At 54.6% G+C, this 17,018-nt stretch carries 12 protein-coding genes; 1 reads left to right on the forward strand and 11 read right to left on the reverse strand.

Annotated elements, in window-relative coordinates; translation table 11 throughout:
* Positions 1-8: 8 nt before the first annotated feature.
* Both NNL38_RS04735 and NNL38_RS04740 read right to left on the reverse strand, forming a co-directional pair.
* Positions 9-3,095, reverse strand: coding sequence for a hypothetical protein (locus NNL38_RS04735; protein ID WP_255389875.1), 3,087 nt, complete (start codon positions 3,093-3,095; stop codon positions 9-11).
* A 490-nt stretch (positions 3,096-3,585) separates the two neighbouring features.
* Positions 3,586-4,227 carry a YchE family NAAT transporter gene (locus NNL38_RS04740; protein WP_255389876.1) on the reverse strand — a complete coding sequence of 214 codons (642 nt, stop codon included), beginning with the start codon at positions 4,225-4,227 and terminating at the stop codon, positions 3,586-3,588.
* A 601-nt stretch (positions 4,228-4,828) separates the two neighbouring features.
* On the opposite strand from NNL38_RS04740, the gene adhE reads away from it, so the two are divergent.
* Positions 4,829-7,528, forward strand: a complete 2,700-nt coding sequence (gene adhE, locus NNL38_RS04745; RefSeq protein WP_255389877.1) for a bifunctional acetaldehyde-CoA/alcohol dehydrogenase — start codon at positions 4,829-4,831, stop codon at positions 7,526-7,528.
* Between the two features lie 151 nt (positions 7,529-7,679).
* Here the strand turns inward: adhE and NNL38_RS04750 are convergent, their stop codons facing one another.
* The 9 genes from NNL38_RS04750 to NNL38_RS04790 form a co-directional block, all read right to left on the reverse strand.
* The gene (locus tag NNL38_RS04750; RefSeq protein ID WP_255389878.1) at positions 7,680-8,366 is read right to left on the reverse strand and encodes an SDR family oxidoreductase; all 687 of its coding nucleotides are present in this window, start codon (positions 8,364-8,366) and stop codon (positions 7,680-7,682) included.
* 342 nt (positions 8,367-8,708) lie between these two features.
* A complete protein-coding gene (locus tag NNL38_RS04755; RefSeq protein ID WP_255389879.1) occupies positions 8,709-9,221 on the reverse strand; it encodes a VC2046/SO_2500 family protein in 513 nt (170 codons plus the stop codon).
* A 115-nt stretch (positions 9,222-9,336) separates the two neighbouring features.
* Positions 9,337-10,488 carry a MalY/PatB family protein gene (locus NNL38_RS04760; protein ID WP_255389880.1) on the reverse strand — a complete coding sequence of 384 codons (1,152 nt, stop codon included), beginning with the start codon at positions 10,486-10,488 and terminating at the stop codon, positions 9,337-9,339.
* Between the two features lie 107 nt (positions 10,489-10,595).
* Entirely contained in the window at positions 10,596-11,570 is a 975-nt protein-coding gene (locus tag NNL38_RS04765; RefSeq protein ID WP_255390562.1) for an alpha-L-glutamate ligase-like protein, read from the reverse strand.
* A gap of 6 nt (positions 11,571-11,576) precedes the next feature.
* A complete protein-coding gene (locus NNL38_RS04770; RefSeq protein WP_255389881.1) occupies positions 11,577-13,082 on the reverse strand; it encodes an inactive transglutaminase family protein in 1,506 nt (501 codons plus the stop codon).
* A gap of 9 nt (positions 13,083-13,091) precedes the next feature.
* Positions 13,092-13,865, reverse strand: a complete 774-nt coding sequence (locus NNL38_RS04775; protein ID WP_255389882.1) for an ATP-dependent zinc protease family protein — start codon at positions 13,863-13,865, stop codon at positions 13,092-13,094.
* Positions 13,866-14,110: 245 nt separating this feature from the next.
* A complete protein-coding gene (gene cmoB / locus NNL38_RS04780; RefSeq protein WP_255389883.1) occupies positions 14,111-15,085 on the reverse strand; it encodes a tRNA 5-methoxyuridine(34)/uridine 5-oxyacetic acid(34) synthase CmoB in 975 nt (324 codons plus the stop codon).
* A gap of 14 nt (positions 15,086-15,099) precedes the next feature.
* Entirely contained in the window at positions 15,100-15,828 is a 729-nt protein-coding gene (gene cmoA, locus NNL38_RS04785) for a carboxy-S-adenosyl-L-methionine synthase CmoA (RefSeq protein WP_255389884.1), read from the reverse strand.
* Positions 15,829-15,963: 135 nt separating this feature from the next.
* The gene (locus tag NNL38_RS04790) at positions 15,964-16,848 is read right to left on the reverse strand and encodes a DUF72 domain-containing protein (protein ID WP_255389885.1); all 885 of its coding nucleotides are present in this window, start codon (positions 16,846-16,848) and stop codon (positions 15,964-15,966) included.
* Positions 16,849-17,018 lie beyond the last annotated feature (170 nt).

The raw sequence follows: 17,018 nt of genomic DNA on the forward strand, positions 1-17,018 counted from the left end.
GGGCCATCTTACTTGGTCAGCCGAATATCAACGCGGTTCCACTCATTGAGGCGTGACGGTGATTCCTGGCCATCTTCCGGGCATCCCTCGTAGTTACCGTCAGCGGTTGTACCTTGGTAACAGCCGCCGAGCGCGGTCGGTTTGAAGGCTCGCTCTGACTGGCGGTATACCACGAAGGGCACGACCGCCTGCCAGTTCCCCGGGGTCAGATAGGTGTCATCCAGCACGATAAAGCTTAAAAAGCGGTTGGTTTGCTCGCCGGCGCAACTGATGTATTCATCCAGTGCAATCGGGGCAGCGGAACCATTGGCTACGGCGTCGCGGTGGTATTGATCCGGACAGCCATCAAAGCGTTGAACATATATCAGAAGCGGTTTTCGGTTACTGAGGTTATCTTCCTCGCCTTCTGGGATCATATCGACCATCAATACCTGGCCTATACCATGTTGAGTGATTAGTTTTTCGTTGGCAGGTGCGTTGCGCACCCCGGCAAAACCGATTCTGGTATTTTTCAAATGGCGGAAGGCATCGCTGTCGTGGGTGCGGTTTAAACGACTTTCGAAAATCGTCCCCGTGCCGGTCAGCGTGATGTCTCGATGTGACTCGTTTTCATTCGGCGGCAAAACCGTCATTTGTTGCAATGCCGGCTCGACCAGCGGGTAGTGATTTTTATCTCCGTCATTTTCACTGATCTTGACTGTCGCTGCTGAGCTTGCTCCTTGATAGTCGAGCAGCGAAACGACACCGCTATTGTGGTCGACATCAATCAGGTTGCTATCGCCGACCTCGGCATAGATTCGTTTGCCAATGGCGGGCTCACTAATCTCAATCGGGATCGTTTTCAGCGGCGCATAATTGACAGTGATTGGGGTGGTGCGGATCCCCGGGTGTGCCGCTTTTTCGATGAGTCCCTGTACACTTCGGGTGAGCGGGGCAAAGTTGCGAGAGGTTGTGCTCACCAGAACTTCGAACGAACCGGCGCCAAGGACTTCCAGTTCACCGGTGCTCGTGTTGAGCAGGTTGACCGGGGCATCCCCCTGAGACTGCAGACTGAACGTGAGTGTCATGTCCGGGGCAACGTTTTCCAGTTGCGGTAATAGTCGGGTGCCGGGCTGATATTGGGTTGGTGCGTAGCTGGCAGCCAGTGAATTAACAGCCGGCTTTACGGTGACGTTAAAATAGGTTTCAGCAGCAAGATAGCGATCATCACCGCTGTCGCTGACTTTGACCCGAGTCGTGCCGGCATTGCGTATCGTCATCTGGCCGCTTTGCGGGTCGATGCTGACGACATCCTGGGCCGCTCCGGCATCAATACTGTAGCTGAGTATGCCGTGGCTACCGTCGACTCTCGGTGGTGCCAGCTTGCTGCTGCCGTAGATACCGGACACATCGCCCGAGACACTCAGCGCGGCATCCGCCGGGGCAATGATCACCGAGAGTGTTTTGGGTGCGGACGCCAGGTAGTTTTGACTTTCCTCACTGTAGAGGCTGAAGTCTGTCGAGCCGGGCTTGAGGATCTGAATACAGCGTTGTTGTGGATCGAAACGGGCAACGTCAGGTTGGCTGTTCCCTGCAATATTGAGCACGCCCTGCTCTCCGCTGACCAGCGAACTCAGCGCAACACAGCTTGGTTGATAGTCCATGGTCAGGTGATCAACCGACCATGGCGGGTGCGGCGCTTTGCCTATATCCAGCGTGAGCGATGCCGGGGCTGACTGCTGGAACAGTTGCCCGCCGGAGTCGGTAACGGTTAAGGTTGTTTTTCCCGCTTTCAGAACTTGAATCGTTTCACCATTGATCGCGACAGATGCAGGATCACCCGTCAAACTCAGTTGGCCGTATTGCCCTTTGAGTTCAGGCAGTAGGGTTAAGCCGTCTTCGTAGGTTTGCCTGATGATTGTTTCGGCCGGAAGCCCGGGATGGACGCCTTTGTTCACGGTATAGATGAAGTTGTATTCCGATGCCGGATAATTGCTGTTGGCATGATCAACCGCGCGCAGTTGCGCCATCCCGGTACCGACCATTTGCGGAAGCCCGGAGACAGGATCGATTTTCATCACGCCATCACCGCTTTCGACGGAGTAAGTCGGTTGGCTGATTGCGTGGCGGACATTTGGCGTGATGATTTTATCGGGGACAAAGCTGAACGTTTGGCTTTCGATTTCCAGGGCTAACCGCTCGCCTTCGGTGATGGTGACGGTAAAGCTGGCCGATCGGGACGCCGGTCGGTAGCCTGAGCTGTAGGTTGCCGTCATATCCACGCTTGCCTCACCGACACCGAGTACTTCAATCAGGCCGGTTTGCTGATCCACCCGGATCACGTCGGGAGCCGACTGGGCATTGAGTTGATAACGATAGGTGGCAAAATCATCGCCGTTCACCCGCCAGGGCGTGATAAAACGATTGGGTGAATAAGGAACGTTAAGCGGCGCAAAGCTCAGGGAGCCCGGCGCTGAAGGTGTGATGGTCACGGTTGACGTGGTTGTGGCTGGCGCATATAGGTCATTGCCGGTATCTGAAATGATAACTGTGGCAACACCCACACCCAGTGGCGTTATTTCGCCGGTTTGCGCATCAATAGCCAGCAGATGCTGACTCTCATCGGCAACCTGGTAGCTGACCGTACCTTTATAATTCATGGCCTGAAGCGTCGGCGCACTTCGGTTAGCAAAGCTGATTGATAAATCCTGAGCCTGTAACAGGTGGTTGATGCCCTTGTCGACATCGATAGAAAAGGTGACCTCAGAATTTTCGAATACGGTGCTGGTATCGGTGGCCCGAATGGTTATGTTACCCGGCGCGAATACCTGGATACCATCGCCGGTGCGGGTGACTTGCGCAATATCCTCGGGTTGGCTGTCGACCAGTGCGAGCTGGAGCTCGCCCTGTAAATAGCTCACTTCCGGATGAATGATTAGATCCTCGGAAAAGGCAGCCCGGATATCAGCAGCTTCCAGAATATGGCGAGGTTGTTTGCTGGGTTTGGTCGGCGCAACGGGCGCTGGGTCAGAGCTGCTGCTACCACCCCCACCGCAGCCGGCTAAAATCAGGCAGCAGACGGCGAGTACTTTGAAGAATGGATGATTAGTTTTCATTGCTCAGGTTCTCATGGATTAGCAAAAGCGAGTTCATTCCCTGAACTTTTGAACAGTGTATTTTTAGCTGCGGGATTTTATAGAAGAGGGCATAGCAAATGCAACGGCTATCTTTTAAAAAGATAACAATATGGAGTCACATCTGAATTGTATGTTTCTTGTGCCAGGTGGTGGGGAAAGCGCAAGCTACCGTCATTACTGGTGCTCAGGGGAGCATCGGATCGAACGTAATAGATCAATGCAGAATTATGCAATCATAGTTTCCATATTTGTAGTACAAAAGTTAATATGTTGCCAGCAACATATCCCCGAGCCATTTTTACTAAAAGGTGTATTGTGAGGCTTTTCTTTTGGGGCAAGGGCGGGTAATACGGATTACAGCTGCTCCGGTAATTGGGTGCTTGCTTTATGGCGATAGCACATAAGGGAGTGCGTTCAGAAACAATGGGTTGGATATGTAGGGCGGGCAGAGGCGCCCGCCAAGTCTGAGCTAAGCGGCTAATCCGGGGAACAGGGCACGCAGGCCGTTGGCAATGAACTCAATGCCGAGCGCGGCCAGGATCAGGCCCATGATCCGGGTGATGACGTTAATTCCGGTTTGACCCAGGAAGCGGACAATGATCGGCGCTGCCCGAAACAGCAGCCAGCAGCCCAGGGCAAACAGGCCGATGGTAGCAATGATCCCCAGCGTGCTGCTCACGTCCGGGTAGCGCGAGCCATACACAATGGTGGAGCTGATCGCCCCCGGGCCTGCCATCAGCGGCATGGCGAGTGGGACGACGCCAACTTGCTCTCGGCTGATCGACTCTGATTTTTCCTGCTTGTTTTGTTTATCTTCCCCCAGTTTCCCACTCATCATGGAAAAGGCGATGCTAAGCAGCAGCAGACCGCCGGCGACCCGGAACGAATCGAGGGAAATACTGAACATATCCAGCAGAAACTGGCCGGCCAGCAGTGAGACCGTCAGGATCACGGCCACGGCCAGATTGGCGGTAATGGCGGTTTTGCTGCGCTCCTCGACACCCATATGACCGGTGAGAGAGACGAAAACCGGCATGATTCCGATCGGGTTGACGGCGGCGATCAGGCCGACAAAGAACTGTAGAAATATCGCAACATCGAAGGTCTGCATGGGGGCTCATATACCAGAAAAAGAAAGGCACTGCCTGAAAATCGGCGCTACTTTAAGCCAAACTTCTAACCAGCTCCAATAAAAAAAAATTATTCCTCTCCTTAGGAATAATTATCAGTGAAGATTGTGTTACCCGGCTGTAAAGCGGTTGCAGGATGAATTACGCTAAATGGGTAGATGATGTGTGAGTAAGGCTGATTTTGTTGAGAAGTTGATACGGCAATCGTTGTCTCGGTTGCACGAGCAGATGCGTAATAATGTAGATTTATTACGAAATATTATTCAACATTTGCTGGCTGGGGTGATCGGGAAACTCACGTGCTCCAATGCGGACCATATGAAACTAACCTTTATTGCATATAAGTTATTGTTTTTATTATGTTCCATGTGGCACGTGTTTTTTGTCCTCTCCTTTAGAGGGACAACTGATCTAAATCAATTTTTTTCACGCCGTGAAACAATATAATCAGTTTTGAAAGCAATTTACTAAGTGTGTGTGTTATCGGGTTGTAGAAAAAGCGTGTTATCTGAACCCGGTAGCCTGAAGGAATGAAGACGTATCCTTATTAAAAAGTTTTCAATATTAAGTTAGGAGTTAACTATGCCTGTTACAAACTTGGCTGAATTAGATGCAATGGTTGCACGTGTCAAAGCTGCTCAGAAAGAGTTTGCCACTTACTCTCAGGAGCAAGTCGACAAAATCTTTCGTGCCGCTTCACTGGCTGCGAACAATGCACGCATTCCTCTGGCCCAGCAGGCTGTTGCTGAATCCGGCATGGGTATTGTTGAAGATAAAGTGATTAAAAACCACTTCGCGTCTGAATTTATCTACAACAAATACAAAGATGAGCAGACCTGCGGGATCCTGGACGAAGACGATAACCTGGGAACAATGACCATCGCAGAGCCTGTCGGCATTATTTGCGGTATCGTTCCGACCACCAACCCGACATCAACTGCAATCTTCAAATCTCTGATCTCCCTGAAGACCCGTAACGCGATTATTTTCTCACCGCACCCACGCGCTAAAGAGTCGACCAATGCTGCGGCGAAGCTGGTGCTGGATGCTGCTGTTGCTGCGGGCGCACCGAAAGACATCATCGGCTGGATTGATCAGCCTTCTGTTGAGCTGTCGAACGCGTTGATGAAGCACGAGGACATCAACCTGATTCTGGCCACCGGCGGCCCGGGCATGGTGAAAGCGGCATACTCTTCCGGTAAACCAGCGATTGGTGTCGGTGCGGGTAACGTGCCGGTTGTGATTGACGAAACTGCCGATATCAAGCGTGCCGTGGCATCTATCCTGATGTCCAAGACATTTGATAACGGCGTGGTCTGTGCCTCTGAGCAGGCGGCAATCGTGGTTGATTCTGTATATGACGAAGTGAAAGAGCGTTTTGCGTCACACAAAGGTTATGTGCTGAACAAAGCAGAAGCTGAAAAAGTTCGCCAGGTGCTGCTGATTGAAGGCAACCTCAATGCCAAGATTGTCGGCCAGCCAGCGACCAAGATCGCAGAGATGGCCGGGGTGAAAGTACCGGCAGATACCAAAGTACTGATCGGTGAAGGTCTGGATAAAGTTTCTTATGATGATGCCTTTGCGCACGAGAAGCTGTCGCCGACCCTGGGTCTGTTCCGTGCCACTGACTTTGAAGATGCCGTAGCACAGGCCGTGACGATGGTTGAAATCGGCGGTATCGGTCATACCTCTGGTCTGTACACCAACCAGGACGTGAACCAGGATCGTATCCGTTACTTCGGTGACAAGCTGAAAACAGCACGGATTCTGGTGAACATCCCGACCACCCATGGTGGTATCGGCGACCTGTACAACTTCAACGTTGCTCCGTCTCTGACGCTGGGCTGTGGCTCTTGGGGCGGTAACTCAATTTCTGAGAACGTGGGTCCGAAGCACCTGATCAACAAGAAGACAGTAGCGAAGCGAGCTGAGAATATGCTGTGGCACAAACTTCCGAAATCGATTTACTTCCGTCGCGGCAGTCTGCCGATTGCCCTGGGCGACCTGGAAGGTAAGAAACGTGCATTCCTGGTGACAGACCGCTTCCTGTTCAACAACGGTTATGCCGACGACGTCGTCAGCCTGCTGAAAGCACAAGGCATGGAAGTTCAGACCTTCTTTGATGTTGAAGCTGACCCGACCCTGTCTGTGGTGGAGAAGGGTGCCGAAGCAATGAAGAGCTTCCAGCCTGACGTGATTCTGGCCCTGGGGGGTGGTTCTCCGATGGATGCCGCGAAGATCATGTGGGTGATGTACGAGCATCCGGAAACACACTTCGAAGAGCTGGCGATGCGCTTTATGGATATCCGTAAACGTATCTACAAGTTCCCGAAAATGGGTGAGAAGGCGGAGCTGGTTTGTATCACCACCACTTCAGGGACGGGTTCTGAAGTGACGCCATTTGCGGTTGTGACAGACGACAAGACCGGTGCGAAATACCCACTGGCGGACTATGAGTTGACACCACAAATGGCGATTGTTGATGCCAACCTGGTGATGAACATGCCGAAATCTCTGACTGCCTTTGGTGGTTACGATGCGGTGACGCATGCCCTGGAAGCTTACGTTTCTGTGCTGGCGAACGAGTACTCTGACGGCCAGGCGCTACAAGCCCTGAAGATGCTGAAAGAGTACCTGCCTTCAAGCTATGCCAACGGCGCGAACGACCCGATTGCCCGTGAGAAAGTGCACAATGCGGCGACCATTGCCGGTATCGCATTTGCTAACGCCTTCCTGGGTGTATGTCACTCCATGGCGCACAAAATCGGTGCTGAGTTCCACCTGCCGCACGGCCTGGCAAATGCCCTGCTGATTTCAAATGTGGTTCGTTATAATGCCAATGACAACCCAACCAAGCAGACTGCGTTTTCTCAGTACGACCGTCCGCAGGCACGTCGTCGCTATGCTGAAGTGGCTGACCATCTGGGCCTGTCTTTGCCGGGTGACCGTACAGCACAGAAAATCGAGCGCCTGCTGGGCTGGCTGGACGAGCTGAAGACCAACCTGGAAATTCCGAAGTCCATTCAGGCCGCTGGTGTGCCGGAGTCTGACTTCCTGGCGAAACTGGATGAGTTGTCTGTGGAAGCATTCGATGATCAGTGTACCGGTGCGAACCCGCGCTACCCGCTGATCAGCGAACTGAAAGATGTCCTGGTTGCCTCATACTACGGTAAGGCTTACGTGGAAGGTGAAACCTTCGAAGGCACAACAGTGATCAAGAAGAAAGCCGATCAGAAGCCAGCTGAAGCACCAAAAGCGAAAAAAGCAGCTGCAACTGCTTAAGGTACAAAATCAGTTGTTATAGCTAGCGCACTTGCTTTACAACGCACCACGAGCCCGCCTTTCTGGCGGGCTTTTTTTCATCGGGTGATGACGCTTTCGTTGAGAGGGCGTTGCGAGGACTGTCTTTGCTCGATGGCTCGGGGTGTACGACTTAACCGGCTTCTGCCTCAATCATCCGGCCGTTAAAGTAGTCGTTGGCCACAATATACTCGGCGCAGCGGACGATCTCATATTGCATCGGCATGCTGAGCTGGCAGTCGCTTTGGCAGGATTGGCCTTCCAGACACAGTGGGACGACGCCACCCACCCGGATATTAAACTCGGCCAGCTCTTTGGCCCAGCTTTGCGTCAGTCCCGAAATCATGGCTTTTGAGCTGCTGTTGGCAGGCTGGCTGGCATTGAAATAGCTGGCGGCCAGGTTGATGATCACCCCTTCACTGTGGTGCTCACGCATGTAGCTGGCGGCATGCTTGCCGAAGATGAAAAAAGGGGTTGCGCCTTCAATCATTGAGCGGCAGAAGCGATCGACGGAGGTCGGTTCGAGCAGGGAAGGCAATTCGGCGTTCTGCCAGTAGTTGATCAGGACATCAATGGCGCCAAACCGGCGGTCAATGTCGCGGATCAGCTGCGCAATTGAGGTTTCGTCCTGGGTGGTGAGCAAAAACGTGTCTGAATCACCACCGGCACACAGGCAGGCCTGTTGCACCTGTGCCAGGCGATCGGGCTGGATATCGACCAATGCCAGTTTGGCACCCAGAGAAGCGAAATGAAGTGAAATCGCTTTGCCCACCGGGCAGCCAGCAGCTGTAACGACAAAAACGGATTGTGCGATATTCATAACCTGTGTTCCCCTCGTCGGTTTGGACCATGTCTGACCATGCTCACGGATATGGTTACCGATTGGTGGTGCTTTTTATTATTTTCTGACCTGTTTGCCGTGGCTGACGCGCACGAGGGCAGTTATCAACTTACGCTCGGTGTTAGTGGGTCGATCATTCTCGACTCACTTTTCGGCATCGTGACACTGACGATGGCCGTGAACAGTGAACAAGTGCCCAATTCCTTCAAACTCCGTATTTATGTTAGTGAACTGTGAGCAGGGTGCGGTTTGGGTATCGTAAAGCTATGACGCTTATCACGAAATAAAAGCGTCTCAGGCGGGTTCACAGTTGGTGGTTTGTCAGGTGATACGCTGCATTTCGGCGTAGCGTTTCGCCTGGATCAGCGACAGGTACAGATCCTGCGGCGAAGCCTGAATACTGGCCTCTTCCTTGGGGGGAAGCATGCGGCGTTCATGGCCGGACAGGTTGTGGTATACCTCCTCGGGCATTCCCTTGGTGCCCTGGGGCGGGAAGTCGAGCGCGGTGGGTTGCAGGCCCTGGAGCAGGCGAACATCGCCCAGATCGCCGCTTTGGTGGAAAGCGGCCGCCTGGATGGCGCTGTGAGTATAACAGTGCTCTGTGGTCGTCAGTGGCTGCGGAGGCTGGAGCTCAAAGTATGTCCGCAGCTCTGCTTCTGTTTTGCCGGGGGCTGGCGGCGCATCGACCGGAACGGTTTCCAGCTGATCCGGCGACAGCATAGCCAGCATCAACGCAAAGTCAGCCCGACGCCCGCCTTCAACCGCATGGTTGAGGTGGTCGCCCAGCTGTACTTCGTGAATGAGCTGTGCTTTATCGAGAGTGTGGACCTGCATGGACGACACTGTGCGCTCCGATCAATCTGAGAAAATAACAAAGAATGCTTACTTGATTTATCGGAGTGAGGCGTCAGAACTTTAAGATTTTTTCAATGTCACTGGTTAATCGTGTTTAGCTCAGCGCTTCAATGGCCTGCTGCATTCGGTCGAGTGCCTGATTCAGGGTCTGGCTGGTGCAGGCGAAATTGAGCCGGACAAAGCCGGGATCGCCAAAATCAGCCCCCGGTGACAGGCCGACCCCGGCTTGTTCGAAAAATTTAAACGGGCTGGGGACCGGCAGGGCCGAAGCGTCAATCCAGGCCAGGTAAGTGGCCTCAATCGGGTGAAGTTTGAGGTAAGGCATGGCGTTAATGCGTGTGGTCAGTCGGTCGCGGTGCTGGCGCAAAAAGGCCAGTTGCTGCTCGAGCCAGGGCTGGCAGCTTTCATAAGCCGCCTGGGCTGCGGTGTAGGCCAGCACATTGACTTCTGGCACGATGCCTGCCTTGGTCTTGAGAAAGCGTCGGCGTAGCGCCGGATCCGGTATGATTGCCATCGAAGCGCCCAAGCCGGCAATATTGAAGGTTTTGCTTGGAGCGATGAGGGTAACCGAGCGTTGTGCGGCACTGTCGCTGAGGCTGGCAAACGGGATATGCCGGGCGTTGGGGTCGAGAAGCAAGTCGCTGTGAATTTCATCGGAGCAGACATAGAGATCGTGCTGCTCGGCAAAGGCCAGGATGTCCTGGAGCTCCTCACGGTGGAACACGGTTCCACCCGGGTTGAGCGGGTTACACAGCAACATGAGTTTTGATGCCGGCGTTACCTCTGTCTGGCTCAGGTCAAGCAGCCAGCGCTGGTCCTGCAAGGTGATCGGGGCGATACTGAGCGGGCGCTGGGCGAGTTTAGCCGCCGAGGTAAAGGGCGGATAAATCGGCTTGGGGCTGATCACCCCTTGTTCCGGTGCCGTTAGCGCCCGGACAGTCAGGTTGATGCCGCACACAAGGCCCGGTAGATATACAATCCAGTCCGGCTCAATGTGCCACTGGTAGCGCTGCCACATCCGCTTGACCAGCAACTCGGTCAGTCGCTCCGGGGCCCGGCCATAGCCAAAAACACCATGGTCGACATGGCGGTGCAGGGCGTCGGTAATGGCCTGCGGGACTCTGAAGTCGCTGTCGGCAACCCACATTGGCAGCACATCCTGATCTTTGTATTTGTGCCATTTCACACTGTTGCTGTTGCGGCGATCAACCGGCTGATCAAAAAGCGATTGCGGCGTCTGGGTCATGCTGTCATTCCGTTGATAGATTGGTTGTCGTTCATCATGTTAGCGGAAATTGCGGATGAAAAAAGCCCCGGATGAACCGGGGCAGAGATGGATAGCATCTTCCTTGGCTAAAACTTCGGCCGGACACCGAATTGTTCGGCGGCATAGTCGACCCGCTCCTCCGGGGTCGGCGGCGTATTCGGCGTACCGAGGTTTTCGATATGGTGCAGGCGGGGCAGCAGGCCGCAGCCGTTGGCCGTTTGAATGGCCAGCCCCGGGCGGGCGTTGAGCTCAAGCACCATCGGCCCCTTGACTTTATCCAGCACCATATCGGTGCCCATATAGCCCAGTCCTGCCATTTCCCAGGCACTGGCGGCCAGTGTCAGCAGCCGGTGCCAGTTCGGGACCACCAGCTCGCTCAGCAGCCGGCCGGTGTCCGGATGCCGCTCGACCGGGTGGTCAAACTGAACCGCTCGAACAGCCTTGCCGGTGGCAATATCGAGTCCGACCCCGACTGCTCCCTGGTGAAGGTTGGCTTTGCCGTCCGACGCCGCGGTGGAGCAGCGCATCATCGCCATTACCGGGTAGCCCTTAAACACGATGACCCGGATATCCGGCACGCCTTCAAAGCTGAAGCCGTCAAATACATTATCGAACTGGATCAGATTTTCGACCATGGCGACGTCGTTCTTCCCGCCGAGGGAAAACAGGCCTGCCAGGGTGTTGGTGATGTGGCGCTCCACATCCTGCTTGTTTATTTCGGCGCCGGACGGTTTCACATAGACCCCGTCTTTGTGCCTCACGACCACCAGGATCCCTTTGCCGCCGGAACCCTGAGCCGGTTTGATGACAAAGCCGGGCCAGTCTTTGACCATGTCATGGATCCGTTTGACATAGACCTGGCTGTTAATCACCCCGATCAGCTCCGGTACCGTGGCCCCGGCACGCTGGGCTATCCGCTTTGTTTTGAGCTTGTCATCGACCAGCGGATACAGGCTGCGGTCATTGTAGCGGCCAATGTAGCTGTGATTGCGCTGGTTCATGCCCATGATGCCGCGCTGGCGCAGTTTGAACGGTGAGGTAAACTGGGATAATAGCGACATCATCATTTAACTCTCCGCCAGCGGTTTGAAGCGACGCAATTCGCTCAGACGGTAGCCAGTATAGTTCCCCAACATCAGGATCAACGCCAGCACGATCAGCTGAATGCCGATAAAGTTGAATGTCAGGTGACGTACCAGGCCATTGGTCATTGCCAGGTAGACCAGGATTGCCGTTAGCAGCGAGCCGCCGCCCTGGATCAGCACTTCCTTGGCCCCTTCTTCTTCCCACAGGATCGACATCCGCTCTATGGTCCAGGACAGGATGATCATCGGGAAGAAGGTGATCGACAGGCCTTCCACCAGGCCGATCTTAAAGGCAACGACGGCAAAGACGGAGATGATCAGGATCACCGTGATGATCACCGCTGAGATTCGGGCCACCAGCAACAAGTTCAACCGGGAGAGATAGCTGCGGATAATAAGGCCGGTTCCGACAATCAGCAGGAAGCCGATGATGCCGGGGAGCAGTTGGGTCTGGACGAACGCTACCGCGATGAGCACCGGCATAAAGGTCCCGGAGGTCTTCAAGCCGACAATAATGCGTAAAAAGACCACCACCAAGGCGCCGATTGGCACGAGCATGATGGTCTTAAACATTGCCTGCTCTTCAATGGGCAGGCTGTGGATTGAGAAGTTCAGCAGATCTTCGGCCTGGACTTTATCCCGGGTTGCCTGCTGCGGGGTGATGTCCTGGGCGATGATCGAAAAACTGATGTTGGAGTTGCGCCCACCGATCACATCGAGCAGCGAGTGACCGTGCTGGTTCCAGACCAGAATATTATCCGGCTTGCCTTCACGCCCGCTTTGCGGATCGAACAGGTGCCAGGTCTCGCCGTCCCACACTTCCAGCATCGGGTTGATGCTTTGCCGGCGACGGCCATCTTCCAGCTGCAGGCCGCCGACCATCCGGGCATTGATCCCTTCCAGTGACAGCAGGTTGATAATGGCCTGCTCGCGGCTCATGCTGTCGAGCAGCAACGAGGCATTCTGATTGGATTTGTCGTTGAGGGCCTTGATCAGCTCCCGGGTCAGGGTCGCATTGTCAGCAGACAGGCTGCGGGCCCGGCTCAGCAGGGCTTCGGCAGCGGTTTGCTGTGGGTTATCCAAACTGACGGATAAAGGGACATCACTCGGTGGTTCAATGCTGTAGCTGGCCTGGCGATCAACCAGCATCTGGGTTTTGTAATACAGGATCTGCTTGCCGGAGGCTTCACGAATGGACCATTCAGCCCGGCGGCCCATATCGGTGTCGATCAGCGCAACCCCGTACCCCGGGGAAGAAGTGCTTTCATCGATCAGGGTAAAGCCCTGCTGGGTTTCCGGGGCCGCCATTGAGACTTTGACCGGATCACCAGTGGCATCAAACTCGATTCGGGCTTCCAGCTCCCACAGCGCACGTTGTTCGCCCGGCGTCCAGGGAACGCCGTACACGTCATGACGGTACAGGCTCAGCGCCGCTCCGGCGATAACGAGTAACGTGATCAAGAAATAAAACGGGATTCTAGATGTCATGACAGCCTCTTATTTTGTTGTTGGTCTTCTCTGTTCATTCATTCCCTGGACGAATTTTTTACCGACATCTACCAAAGCGATATCTTTAAAGAATTCGCGGCCGAGCAGGACCGGATAGGTCATTTGGCTGCGATCAGCAAGCGTAAACTGTGTTTTCTCATGAAGTTGCCCTAGTTTCAACCAGGCTTCAATTACCGGGCGTCGCTCCGGCTCATCGGAAGTCGACTGGCGAATCTTCACCCAGCGAACGATTGGCGCTTCGATGATCTCCGGCTCGATGTCAGAGTTATCCGCGTCATGGCTTAAATTAAAGCGAACCCACTCTTTTCCGTCACGTTCAAACACCTGGAGATCGACGGCGTTGAGTGATGATGTGGTGGCACCGGTATCGACTCTGGCTTTAAAGAATGACTGTATTGAGTCTAGCCAAACCCATTCCTCTTCGCCCAAAATCACTTTACCGTGAGCCACTTTTGCCTCTTTGGCCGGATCGGTCAGTTTGACTGAATCCTGCTTCTTACCTGTATTGGCCGGTGGAGGTACGGGCACCGGACGAGGTTGATGGGACAATCCTTCAGAGAGCGTAGAAAGCTCTTTTTCCAGGTTGGCAATATATTCTTTTTGCTCGTCAATTTGCTGGATCATGGTGGCAAGCTGGAAGTTCACCCGGTTTTCCATCGTATTGATGGCCTGCATGGTTTTTTCGTGGCTATTGTCGGTTTGGGTCAGGGTACAACCGGAAAGCAGGGCAACAGTGAACAAGGGCACATAGCGGCGCAGCATGATAACTCCTGGGCGTTTTGTTATAAATATTCGTGATAGTCGAGCGTGTTGTGGTTGATTAACCGGCATCGGCAAGGACCAACAGGGTCGCAAAGCAGGCAAATTGTTACAGCGCGCGTTGCGGACGTCGTCGGGTGCGGCGGCTTCAATTTGCTTTCGAGCGTGCCTGATATTTTATATTTCAACTACATGGCAGGTTATTGTAGCTTACAAAAAGGGATGCGAATAGCACCCCTTGTCAATCCTCAGTCAGGATTTGTGGCAATCAGGATGGCCCGTTTGGGGGCCGGGTAGCCTTCGATGGTTTTGGTCGGATCCTGCGGGTCGAGATATTCAGGCAGTGAATTGTTGGTCATCCAGCCAGTTGAGCGCTGCTCGTCGGTGGTGGTGATGCATTCATCGACAATTTTCACATCGACAAAACCGCACTTTTCCATCCACACCTTCAGGGCTTTGGCGGACGGGAAGAAGTAGACGTTGTGCATCTGGGCATAGCGGCCGGTCGGCACCAGCACGGCATTTTCATCACCGTCGATCACCAGGGTTTCGAGGATCACTTCGCCACCTTTGCGCAGCTGGTTTTTCAGCTGCAGGATATGATCCAGTGGCGAGCGGCGGTGATACAGCACGCCCATGCTGAACACGGTATCAAAGGCTTTCAGCTCCGGCAGTTGCTCGATGCCGAGCGGCAGCAGGTAGGCCGGGTGTTGCCGGCCCATCAGACGCTTGATGGCTTCAAACTGGATCAGGAACAGGTTCGACGGATCAATGCCGACGGTCAGCTTGGCGCCTTCACCCAGCATCCGCCACATGTGGTAGCCGTTGCCGCAGCCGACATCCAGCACAGAGCGGCCGTGCAGCGGACTGATATGCGGCAGCAGGCGATCCCATTTCCAGTCCGAGCGCCATTCGGTGTCGATATGGATACCGTGGACATGATACGGGCCTTTACGCCACGGGTGCAGCAGGCGCAGCAGGCTTTCCAGGCGTTTTTGCTCACCGTCGGCGACGCCTTCTTCGTAGCTGACGCTGACCTGGGTTTTCAGATCAATGATGTCCGGCTTATCGGTTGGGAACTTTTTCAGGGCCCGCAGCCAACGGCCCATATCGCCGTGCTCGGCGGATTCCCAGTCACTGAGTTGTTTCGGCAGGGTGTTGAGCCACGGGCGCAGCGTCTCATGTTGCGCAAGGAGTTGGTAAAACTCGGAAAAACTGAACATAGTGAAGCAAAACCTTATTTGATAGCGAACATGGAACCGAAGTTGAAGCACTGGAACCAGACTTCCGTGCTGCTGAAGCCGATCTCCCCCAGACGGTGTTTATGGGTATCGATACTGTCCGGGCGCATCACGTTTTCGATCGCACTGCGCTTCTGGCTGATTTCCAGTTCGCTGTAGCCGTTGGCGCGCTTGAAGTCGTGGTGCAAATCGATCAGCAGCTCGTGGGCCGGCTCGTTCTCGAAAATATATTTCTCCGACAGGATCAGGATTCCGCCCGGACGTAGCCCGGCGTAGATTTTTTCCAGCAGGGTACGGCGATCTTCCGGCGCCAGGAATTGCAGGGTGAAGTTCAGCACTACCACCGAGGCATCGCTGATCTCGATCTCGCGAATATCGGCTTCAATCACCCGGACCGGAGTATCGGAGCGGTAGGCTTCGAGATGCAGGCGGCAGCGCTCGACCATGGCGGCGGAGTTGTCGACGGCAACGATCTCGCAGCCTTCCTGTTGAATGTGACGGCGCATCGACAGGGTGGCCGCGCCCAGGGAGCAGCCCAGATCGTAGATGTTGGTGTGTGGCTTGGCAAAGCGCTCGGCCAGCATGCCGATCGCTGAAATGATATTGCTATAGCCCGGCACCGATCGCTGGATCATATCTGGAAAAACCTCGGCCACCCGCTCGTCGAAGGTAAAATCGCCGAGTTTGTCGATGGGCGCGGCAAAAATATTATCGTGGCCTGCCATTATCACGAACCTCTTAGCTAGATACGGGGATCCCTGAAGTCACGCCGTGTGCTCCGTCACTGGCGGAAAGGCCGCGTATTGTAGAGAAATTGCGGCCATTTGTCTTTAGCCAATTGCGTCGGCCATGCCGTCTGCTCAGAGTAACTGAAATTGCGTGCTGTCGGCGGATGGCGGCAGCCCGATTTCGGGCAGTGTGACCTGCTGTGCCGCCTGTTGACGTAGTTGGTCATATAGTCGGATTGCCAGTTCCGGTGCCTGGTTGTTGTCCGGGGTATGGATGAACAAATAAGGCTGTTTGCCCTCGCTCAGCCACAGCGGCAGCCGGGCCAGCCAGTTGGCAAAAAACGGATCGTTGCTCAGCTCGTCGGGGTGGCCGATAAAACGGATCACCGGATAGCTGGCGGTAGCAATGGCGTGTACCGGTACCTGCGGTTTTTTCTGGTGGGCATCGATCACCGCCTCGGAGGTCGGCGGGGCGGCAAACACCGGGCGGCTGTCCATAATGATCCGGTTGGCCTTATGCGCAATCAGCAGGCGGTTGAGCGCTTTTTCTTCTTCTCCTTTGGCGAAAAATGCCGGATGACGCACTTCGACCCCGCAGGTCAGCCGGGCCGGTAGGCGGCGGAGGAATTTCTCCAGTGCTGGCAGGGCGGTGGGGCCGAAACTGGCCGGAAGCTGAATTTTCCAGATCCCGACTTTGTGTGCCACCGGCTCCATGACTGAGAAGAAATCGGCCAGCAACTGATCACAGTGGCTCAGCTGGTGCTGGTGGGTGATGGCTGAAGGCAGCTTGAAGGTAAAGCGGAAATCATCTGGCGTGGCCGCATCCCACTTACGTACTGTGGTCATTGCCGGGGTGGCGTAAAAGGTGGTGTTGCCTTCGACGGTATCAAATACCTCGGCATAGCGGGCCAGGCGTTCGCCTGTTTTGCAGCCCGAACCGTACAGGCTTTGTTGCCAGTGGTTATGTGACCACATAGCCAGACCGAGGCGCAGGGGACGAACGGGTGCTGCGGGCATGATGGTGATTCCTGTTTGAGGTCAAAGGTTCCGGCGTCATGGGGCGGTTTGAGACTCCGGTAAACCTTGGTTTGCGGAGATGGTGCCCCGGCTTTGATTGACCTATTGTGAAGCGTCCGGCCGGAGCTGGTCAAATTTCCGTGTGTATCCGCAAGCGTGTGGTGCATTTT

Origin of the sequence: Photobacterium atrarenae (assembly GCF_024380015.1) — a bacterium.
GTDB lineage: Bacteria > Pseudomonadota > Gammaproteobacteria > Enterobacterales > Vibrionaceae > Photobacterium > Photobacterium atrarenae.